The organism is Thiocapsa sp. UBA6158 (genome assembly GCF_002423035.1).
Lineage (GTDB): Bacteria > Pseudomonadota > Gammaproteobacteria > Chromatiales > Chromatiaceae > Thiocapsa.
The window spans coordinates 1-7,475 of the sequence record NZ_DIUM01000001.1; the positions used below are offsets into that span (position 1 = coordinate 1).

Here is a 7,475-nt window from a genome sequence, read left to right on the forward strand (position 1 = left end):
CCGAATCGGATCGACTGTCAAGACCCTTTCGACTTGTTCGACGCGTCGCATCCTCGACGACCCGTTGCCCATCAACCCGCGGTCAGTCGGATCCGCGCAATGCGGCGCTTGCCGACCTGGTAGATATGCTGGCTGCCCGCCGCGCAGGACAGTCGTGCGTCCTCGACCCGCTCGCCGTCGACGCGCACCGCCCCTTGGCCGATCAAGCGGATCGCCTCGGAGGTGCTGCCGACGAGGCCCGCATCCTTCAATAGATTGGCGATCGGCAGCACGCCGCCCTCTCCGGCAGGCAGAACTCGCTCCGGGATCTCCTCGGGCAGCGCACCGCGCTGGAAGCGGGCCACGAAGCCTTCGAGCGCAGCTCGCGCCTTCGCGGCGTCATGGAATCGTGCGACGAGCTCGAGGCCGAGCTCGAACTTGATGTCGCGCGGATTCGCGCCCTCGCCCGCAGCGTCCCGCCATGCCTGAATCTCGGCGAGGTCGCGCGTACTGAGCAGCTCGAAATAGCGCCACATGAGCTCATCGGACACCGACATGATCTTGCCGAACATCTCCTCGGGAGGGTCCGTGATGCCGATGTAGTTGCCCAGAGACTTCGACATCTTCTGGACGCCGTCCAGCCCCTCCAGGATCGGCAAGGTGATGACGACCTGCGGCTCCTGTCCGTATGCCTCTTGAAGCTGGCGCCCGACCAAGAGGTTGAACTTCTGATCGGTCCCGCCCAGCTCGACGTCCGCCTGCAACGCGACGGAGTCGTAGCCCTGGATCAGTGGATACAGAAACTCGTGGATCGCGATCGGCTGCCCGGCCTTGTAGCGTTTCGCGAAATCGTCGCGTTCGAGCATCCGCGCGACTGTATGCCTGGCCGCCAGCTGCACGAGGCCGGCAGCGCCGAGCGGCTCGAGCCACTGCGAATTGAAGACGACACGCGTTCGCTCGGGATCGAGGATCCGGAAGACCTGATCCTGGTAGGTCTTGGCATTTTCCTGAATCTGCTCGGGTGAGAGCGGCTTGCGGGTCGCGCTCTTGCCCGTCGGATCACCGATCAGCCCCGTAAAGTCGCCGATCAGGAAGAGGATCTCATGCCCGAGATCTTGGAGCTGACGCAGCTTGTTGAGCAGGACGGTATGCCCGAGATGCAGATCCGGGGCGGTCGGATCGAAACCCGCCTTGATCCGCAAGGGACGGCCCAGTGCGAGCTTGCGCCGCAGCGCGTCTTCGAGAAGGATTTCGTCGGTCCCGCGCTTGATCAGCGCGAGCGAACGTTCGAGTTGCTCCATGATATTCGGTCGTCCAGCCCTTTAGGGGTTCAGCTGAAGAAGCCGAGCAGGTTACGACGGAGAAAAGGGGCCGACAAGCCGTCGAGGTTTCCGATGTACCTCCGCGCGGTCGTGACTTGTCGGTTGACCGCGTTTGGGACTACACTACTAGGTACCTGGAAAACTTGGACTTTTCCGAGCATTGTCTTCGACTCAATGATGCGAGACTACAAATTTCGACAAACGGAATGGCCGCGACGCAAGGCGCGCAGCAAGATGCTTCGCATCGTCGCAGTCCTCCTGGCCGTGGTCGCGCTCGGGCTCTTGGGCTACACCGCTTTACAGTGGTTCTCTCAAAAACCGACCGCCGCAGGAACCCCCGTCGAGCCGCGCAACCCGCGCGTCGTTCCCTTGGCGATCCCACCGAAGGCACCGGCAGAAACAACATCGACGGCCGAGCCGTCGACGCGACCGGGACAGGATTAGGTCGAGAAGGACGAGCCGCAACCGCAGGTCGTGGTCGCGTTGGGATTGCGGATCACGAATTGAGCGCCCTGCAGACCTTCGGTGTAATCGATCTCGGAGCCCGTCAGGTACTGGAGGCTCATGGGGTCAACCAGCAAGGTGACGCCGTCCGTGACAACCTCGGTGTCGCCGTCCTGAACCTCCTCATCGAACGTAAAGCCGTATTGGAAGCCCGAGCATCCCCCACCCTGGATGTAAACCCGTAGCATCAGCGAGGGGTTGCCCTCCTCGGAGATCAATTGGGCCACCTTGGATGCTGCGGAGGTGGTGAAAACCAGCGGGACATCAGCGGCAATTTCGGTCGTCATAACAGGTCGGCTCTCGAGTTGATGAGTTCTGGCTCTTTATCCTATGCTCTTCGTTGGTTTTTTCAAGCGCACAGGGCCGGTCGGCGAGCCAGGCCATGGGTGGGACCTCTGGATTCGGCGGTTTGGATCAAGCCGCATCAAGAATCTCGAGACGCCGCCTCCTCGAGCGACCCGCTCGGAGACGGGGCCTCTGTCGTCGGCGCCCAAGGGAAGGATTCCGACGTCGGTATCAAGCGATCGTCCGAAGGTTCGACCCCGATCAGAAGACCGGTCGGCTCGAAATCGCCGGGGAGCTCGAAGGCCCCAGACAAACTTTGAAGATACTCCAGCGCGATCGGTAGGGCTCGCGGCTCCGCGCTAGGGAGATCCGCGAGCGACAATGTCACCGCACCGCTAGGATTCCGCCCTTCGATCTCAAACCGAATGTGGCCTCTGGTTTCAGCAAATCCCGGCACGACTTGGGTCAGCGCGAAGGCATAGCGGAACGCCTTGGGGCGCCCGTCGGAGACGAGGCGCACATCATGAACCCGGATTGCACCTCGGTCGCCTTCTTGGACCAGTCGCTTTAGATACAAAAGCTCCCGACTCAAGTCCAAGCGTGCGTCTTGCGCTGCCTTGAGCTGTTGGGTCAGGGCACGCGCCGTCTCCCGATCGATTTGACGACTGCGCTCGGCAATGACCTGTTCGCGCACAGCCTCGGCTAGGTCGCTGCGCAATGCGTCGCGCACCGCCACCAGCTCCAGCCGCTCCGTATCGAGCGCAGCCAGCTGCGGTTCCAGGAGCGACGTCACGCGCTTCTGGCCGAACTCGAACCCCGTCCAAAGCGCCGCGGCCAAGAGAACGGCATAGAAACCACCCGCCAGCAGCCGGTAGGAGAGGCGTCGCAATGAATCAGGCATGGGATTCGTACGCATCCGGACCGACGATCCGCGACATGGGGCGGTTGGGCATCGACATACCCGGCTCCATCGGTGTCAAACGGACCCGACCCTCAGGGCAGCAAAGCCAATGCATCCAGCCCGGAAGACTCTTCGATGCCGAACATCAGATTCATGTTCTGAACCGCCTGCCCTGCCGCGCCCTTCACCAGGTTGTCGATCACGGACTGGACAACGACGACACCTGAGTCACCTTGGCGTGTCGCTGCCATCCGGCAGAGGTTTGCACCGCGCACCGAGCGGGTATCCGGATGCGCTCCTCCCGGCATCGGATCGACAAAAGGCTCGCCCGCGTAATAGGTGGAAAAGAGGTCGTCGAGATCGACATCGGATCGGGTCAAGCGCGCATAGAGCGTGGCCTCGATCCCGCGGATCATCGGGACCAGATGGGGAACGAAGGTCAGATTCAAGGCGGAACCGGAGAAGCGCTCGAGGTTCTGAGCGATCTCGGGCGCATGCCGGTGTCCACCGACCGAGTAGGCCTTGAAGCTTTCGCCGACCTCGGCCATCAACAGACCCGTCGACGACTTGCGCCCGGCACCGCTGACGCCGGACTTCGCATCCGCAATCAGCCAGCTCGGATCGATGACTCCGGCGGCGAGCAGAGGAACGAACCCGAGCGTCACTGCAGTCGGATAGCAACCCGGATTCGCCACCAGTCGCGCGCCGCGCACGGCATCGCGATTGAGCTCCGGCAACCCGTAGACCGCCTCGGCAAGAAGCTCCGGACAGGCATGAGGCATGCCGTACCAGGTTTCCCAAAGTGCGGGATCTTTCAGCCGAAAGTCGGCAGCCAGATCGATGACGCGCACGCCGCGCGAGAGCAGGTCCGGCACCGCCTTCATGGCCGTTCCGTTGGGCGTGGCGAAATAGACGAGGTCGCATTCAGCCAGCGCACCCTCGTCGGGCGACGTGAACTCAAGATCCAGCCGTCCCCGCAGATGCGGAAACATCTCGGCCACCGGAACCCCTGCCTCGGTGCGGGAGGTGATGACCACAACCGCCGCGGCCGGATGCCGCGCCAGGATCCGCAAGAGTTCCGCACCCGTATAACCCGTGCCGCCGACGATTCCGACCCTCACCATACCGACCCGACTCCGAACGTGCGAAAAGCAGAATGCGATCCTCTATCGCCCCAACTGAAAAAGCGGCATAAGCCGCTTCTCGTTTCGAGGCGACGCCGAGCGAGCGGGATCAGGAACAACCGCCGCCCGAAGCCGACGAGGATCCGCAAGACCCGCAGCCTCCGCCACCGCCGACCTGCGGAAGGTTGTTGAAGACGAAGGTCGCATTGCCGTCGCCTTGATCGACGAAGTCGATCTCCACACCGCGCAGATAGGGAAGCGTACCGTCGTCGACCACGACCTTGAAGCCGTCGCAGGCCAGCACGCCGTCGTCGTCGTTGATGGCGTCGGTGAAGGTCATCCCGAAGCTGATACCGCTGCAGCCGCCGGACGTCGCAAACACACGCACGCCTTGTACGCTGTCGTCGACTTGCTCGAACAGATCGGCCATCTTCGCCTGAGCCGGCGCGGTCAGCGTCAGCTCCATTTCATTCAACACCGCAGACATAGAACTCGACCTCTTGACAAATCGAAACAGCATATAAGGCTAGCAGAAAACTTGACTATTATACTACCGCAAGTTCAAGGGTCAAAGCTCAAGCCGACCCTGAGCCGCGAGTAGGGTGAGGTGGCGCTCGGCATCGACGAGATGTCGGCCCCAGTGACGATCGAACCCGTAGGCCCAACCGCGCAACGCGTACTCGGGGTGACGAGCATAGAGCCCGAGTCCGGATTTCAGCTCGCAATAGATATCGGTCAGATCGTCCGCCAAGCTCCCGGTCATCCCGTCGGCGCCCTCGCTGGCCCGATCGAACTCCAGCCAGTAGCCGTCGCGATCGGCGAGCAGATCATGCAGGCGCCAGAACAGCTCGAAGCGCGCATCGAGATCCACCACGCTCGTCGGAACAACGCCCGAGACCGGGGCCGACACCGATGAGATGGCTGCCTGCAGACGCGGCAGCAGGCTCGCAACATCCCGCAGCCATTGCCGAGGATGCCCGCCCGTCGACGCCTCGATGAGATCACAATACCGCCTAGCGAGCCCGGCAACCTCAAGGCCCTCGAGTCCGCTCGCCTGTCGTTCCGCGATCGCATCCATGTCAAGGAGTGTAGACGAGAAAATCCGCGATGCGCGGTCTCTACCGAGTCCGTGACGCGGTTCACACACGTCCGTCGATCCGCCGCTCGGCGTCGCAGGGTCTCCAGGGTCGCGGTCTATCAGACCTCGACCATTTCGAAGTCATCTTTACCTGCGCCGCACTCGGGACACTTCCAGTTGAGCGGAACGTCCTCCCAACGCGTCCCGGGCGGGATATCGTCGTCGGGCCAACCCTCGGCCTCATCGTAGATCAAACCGCAGATCACACACATATAGGTCTTCATCGAATTGCTCCGTCGCAGTTCCGGCCCCCGGCGCGCGGGGTTTGTCGGGATCGACATCCATGAGCGCATCGGGGTTTAATCGCCCCAATGGTCGGGCGGGTCGACTCGGATTTCAACGAAGCTCGGGCGAATCGTCTCCGGACCTCGGCGGAACACGCTCCGCGGCGGGTTCGAGCGCGGGCGATCCGGCCCCATACGTCGGCTGCACAGACGAGACTGAATCCCATGAGCACGATCAACGATCGACCCGTCGTCCTCTGCGTCGGCGGACACGACCCGAGCGGAGGGGCCGGCATCCTCGCCGATGCCGAGGCCGTGCGGGCCGCGGGCGCCTTTCCGGTCACCGTCATCAGCGCGCTGACCGAGCAAAACACCTGCGGGCTTTCGCGCGTCTATCCGCAAGCCCCCGAGCATGTCGAGGGGCAGTGTCGCGCCCTATTGCGCGACTGCATCCCCGGCGCACTCAAGATCGGCATGATCGGCAGCGTCCCGCTGATCGACCTCCTCGGCACGCTGATCGACGAAAACCCCGGCCTTCCGATGGTCCTCGACCCCGTCCTCGCCAGCGGCGCCGGGCAGCGAGTCGCGGACGCCGCCATGCTGGATCGATTACGGGTGAGCCTGATCCGCCGCAGCACGCTCGTCACGCCGAATCTGCCGGAGGCGCAAACCTTGACCGGCGCCATCGGCCCATCCGATTGCGCGTCGCGCCTGCTCGCGCTCGGCGCATCATGGGTCCTGATCACGGGCACGCACGACGACACGACCGACGTCACCAATTGGCTGTTCAACGCCGAGGGACTTCAACAACGCCTGGACTGGCCGCGCTTGGCCGGGGAGTATCACGGCTCGGGCTGCACGCTGGCGAGCGCGATCGCCGCCCGTCTCGCGCTCGGGGCGGCGATGCCGGAGGCCGTCGCAGAAGCCCAAGCCTACACCTGGGAGAGCCTCGATCGGGCGCTGCGGACCGGCCGCTGTCAACTGACACCCAATCGCCTTTACGTACTCGACCGATGACACACCTCGACGGACTCTATTTAATTACCCCGGATACTACAGACGCCCCCTGCATCCTCGCCGAGCGGGTCGCACAGGCCATCTCGGGCGGTGCCAGGCTCGTCCAATATCGCCACAAGGGACCGGATCGACGGCTTCGACACGAGCAGGCCACCGCAGTCCGGAGCGTGTGCCGTCTTGCCGGGGTGCCCTTCATCGTCAACGACGATGTGGCACTCGCCGGGGAAATCGGCGCCGACGGGGTGCACCTCGGACGAGACGATGGCGACCCGATCGCGGCCCGGCGACACCTGGGAGACGACGCCATCATCGGCGTTTCCTGCTACGACAACCTCGCCCTCGCCAAGGCCGCCGAACAGGCCGGGGCCAGCTATGTCGCCTTCGGGAGCTTCTTCCCCTCGGCCACCAAACCGCATGCGGTGCGCGCCTCCGTGAAGCTTCTGAGCACCGCACGCGACAGCCTTCGAATTCCCGCGGTTGCGATCGGCGGGATCACGCCACAAAATGGCGGGCTATTGATCGCGGCGGGCGCCCGGATGCTGGCGGTCGTGACCGGTGTCTTTGCGCAGCCGGACCTCGCCGCCGCGGCGCGCGCCTATGCCTCACTCTTTGTCGACGGAGACCCCCGATGAGCCGATCCCATGATCTCTTCCAAGCCGCGCAACGCCATATCCCCGGCGGCGTGAATTCGCCGGTGCGCGCGTTTCGCGGCGTGGGCGGCGATCCGGTCTTCTTCGACAGCGCCTCCGGGGCCTACGCGATCGACGCCGACGGCAAGCGCTATGTCGACTATGTCGGCTCCTGGGGGCCCATGATCCTCGGGCATGCCCATCCGCAGGTCATCGCGGCCGTGCAGGAGCGCATCCAGAAGGGCCTCTCCTTCGGCGCCCCGACCGAGCTGGAAACGACCATGGCCGACCGCGTCTGCGAGCTGGTCCCGAGCATGGACATGGTCCGCATGGTCAGCTCCGGCACCGAGGC

The 7,475-nt window shown here is 63.9% G+C and carries 11 protein-coding genes; 4 read left to right on the plus strand and 7 right to left on the minus strand.

Annotated features, from left to right (window positions below):
- Positions 1-71: 71 nt before the first annotated feature.
- Positions 72-1,280, minus strand: a complete 1,209-nt coding sequence (tyrS, locus tag B4N44_RS00005; protein WP_296695357.1) for a tyrosine--tRNA ligase — start codon at positions 1,278-1,280, stop codon at positions 72-74.
- A 255-nt stretch (positions 1,281-1,535) separates the two neighbouring features.
- On the opposite strand from tyrS, the gene B4N44_RS00010 reads away from it, so the two are divergent.
- Positions 1,536-1,745, plus strand: a complete 210-nt coding sequence (locus B4N44_RS00010) for a hypothetical protein (RefSeq protein ID WP_296695359.1) — start codon at positions 1,536-1,538, stop codon at positions 1,743-1,745.
- Here the strand turns inward: B4N44_RS00010 and erpA are convergent.
- From erpA to B4N44_RS00040, 6 genes are all read right to left on the minus strand, one after another.
- The gene (erpA, locus tag B4N44_RS00015) at positions 1,742-2,092 is read right to left on the minus strand and encodes an iron-sulfur cluster insertion protein ErpA (protein WP_296695361.1); all 351 of its coding nucleotides are present in this window, start codon (positions 2,090-2,092) and stop codon (positions 1,742-1,744) included. The genes B4N44_RS00010 and erpA overlap by 4 nt on opposite strands.
- 137 nt (positions 2,093-2,229) lie before the next feature.
- Entirely contained in the window at positions 2,230-2,991 is a 762-nt protein-coding gene (locus B4N44_RS00020) for a DUF6776 family protein (protein WP_296695364.1), read from the minus strand.
- Between the two features lie 92 nt (positions 2,992-3,083).
- A complete protein-coding gene (gene argC, locus B4N44_RS00025) occupies positions 3,084-4,115 on the minus strand; it encodes an N-acetyl-gamma-glutamyl-phosphate reductase (protein WP_296695366.1) in 1,032 nt (343 codons plus the stop codon).
- A 109-nt stretch (positions 4,116-4,224) separates the two neighbouring features.
- Entirely contained in the window at positions 4,225-4,602 is a 378-nt protein-coding gene (locus B4N44_RS00030) for a HesB/IscA family protein (RefSeq protein ID WP_296695369.1), read from the minus strand.
- Positions 4,603-4,683: 81 nt separating this feature from the next.
- Positions 4,684-5,193 carry a DUF5063 domain-containing protein gene (locus B4N44_RS00035; RefSeq protein ID WP_296695373.1) on the minus strand — a complete coding sequence of 170 codons (510 nt, stop codon included), beginning with the start codon at positions 5,191-5,193 and terminating at the stop codon, positions 4,684-4,686.
- Positions 5,194-5,312: 119 nt separating this feature from the next.
- Positions 5,313-5,477 carry a rubredoxin gene (locus tag B4N44_RS00040; protein ID WP_007191431.1) on the minus strand — a complete coding sequence of 55 codons (165 nt, stop codon included), beginning with the start codon at positions 5,475-5,477 and terminating at the stop codon, positions 5,313-5,315.
- 225 nt (positions 5,478-5,702) lie between these two features.
- Between B4N44_RS00040 and thiD the strand changes: the two genes are divergently transcribed.
- From thiD to B4N44_RS00055, 3 genes are all read left to right on the plus strand, one after another.
- Complete coding sequence (gene thiD, locus B4N44_RS00045) at positions 5,703-6,494, plus strand: bifunctional hydroxymethylpyrimidine kinase/phosphomethylpyrimidine kinase (RefSeq protein WP_296695389.1); 792 nt, start codon at positions 5,703-5,705, stop codon at positions 6,492-6,494.
- On the plus strand, positions 6,491-7,126 hold the full coding sequence (gene thiE / locus B4N44_RS00050) for a thiamine phosphate synthase (protein ID WP_296695391.1): 636 nt from the start codon (positions 6,491-6,493) through the stop codon (positions 7,124-7,126). The genes thiD and thiE overlap by 4 nt, the downstream gene beginning before the upstream one ends.
- Positions 7,123-7,475 (plus strand): aminotransferase class III-fold pyridoxal phosphate-dependent enzyme (locus B4N44_RS00055; protein WP_296695398.1); only part of this gene is annotated, 353 nt, incomplete at its 3' end. The genes thiE and B4N44_RS00055, both read left to right, overlap by 4 nt.

What these genes read in the sequence shown, in the direction of transcription:
- tyrS (WP_296695357.1), bottom strand. Translation starts at nt 1,280, where the DNA reads ATGGAGCAACTCGAACGTTCGCTCGCGCTGATCAAGCGCGGGACCGAC.
- B4N44_RS00010 (WP_296695359.1), top strand. Translation starts at nt 1,536, where the DNA reads ATGCTTCGCATCGTCGCAGTCCTCCTGGCCGTGGTCGCGCTCGGGCTC.
- erpA (WP_296695361.1), bottom strand. Translation starts at nt 2,092, where the DNA reads ATGACGACCGAAATTGCCGCTGATGTCCCGCTGGTTTTCACCACCTCC.
- B4N44_RS00020 (WP_296695364.1), bottom strand. Translation starts at nt 2,991, where the DNA reads ATGCCTGATTCATTGCGACGCCTCTCCTACCGGCTGCTGGCGGGTGGT.
- argC (WP_296695366.1), bottom strand. Translation starts at nt 4,115, where the DNA reads ATGGTGAGGGTCGGAATCGTCGGCGGCACGGGTTATACGGGTGCGGAA.
- B4N44_RS00030 (WP_296695369.1), bottom strand. Translation starts at nt 4,602, where the DNA reads ATGTCTGCGGTGTTGAATGAAATGGAGCTGACGCTGACCGCGCCGGCT.
- B4N44_RS00035 (WP_296695373.1), bottom strand. Translation starts at nt 5,193, where the DNA reads ATGGATGCGATCGCGGAACGACAGGCGAGCGGACTCGAGGGCCTTGAG.
- B4N44_RS00040 (WP_007191431.1), bottom strand. Translation starts at nt 5,477, where the DNA reads ATGAAGACCTATATGTGTGTGATCTGCGGTTTGATCTACGATGAGGCC.
- thiD (WP_296695389.1), top strand. Translation starts at nt 5,703, where the DNA reads ATGAGCACGATCAACGATCGACCCGTCGTCCTCTGCGTCGGCGGACAC.
- thiE (WP_296695391.1), top strand. Translation starts at nt 6,491, where the DNA reads ATGACACACCTCGACGGACTCTATTTAATTACCCCGGATACTACAGAC.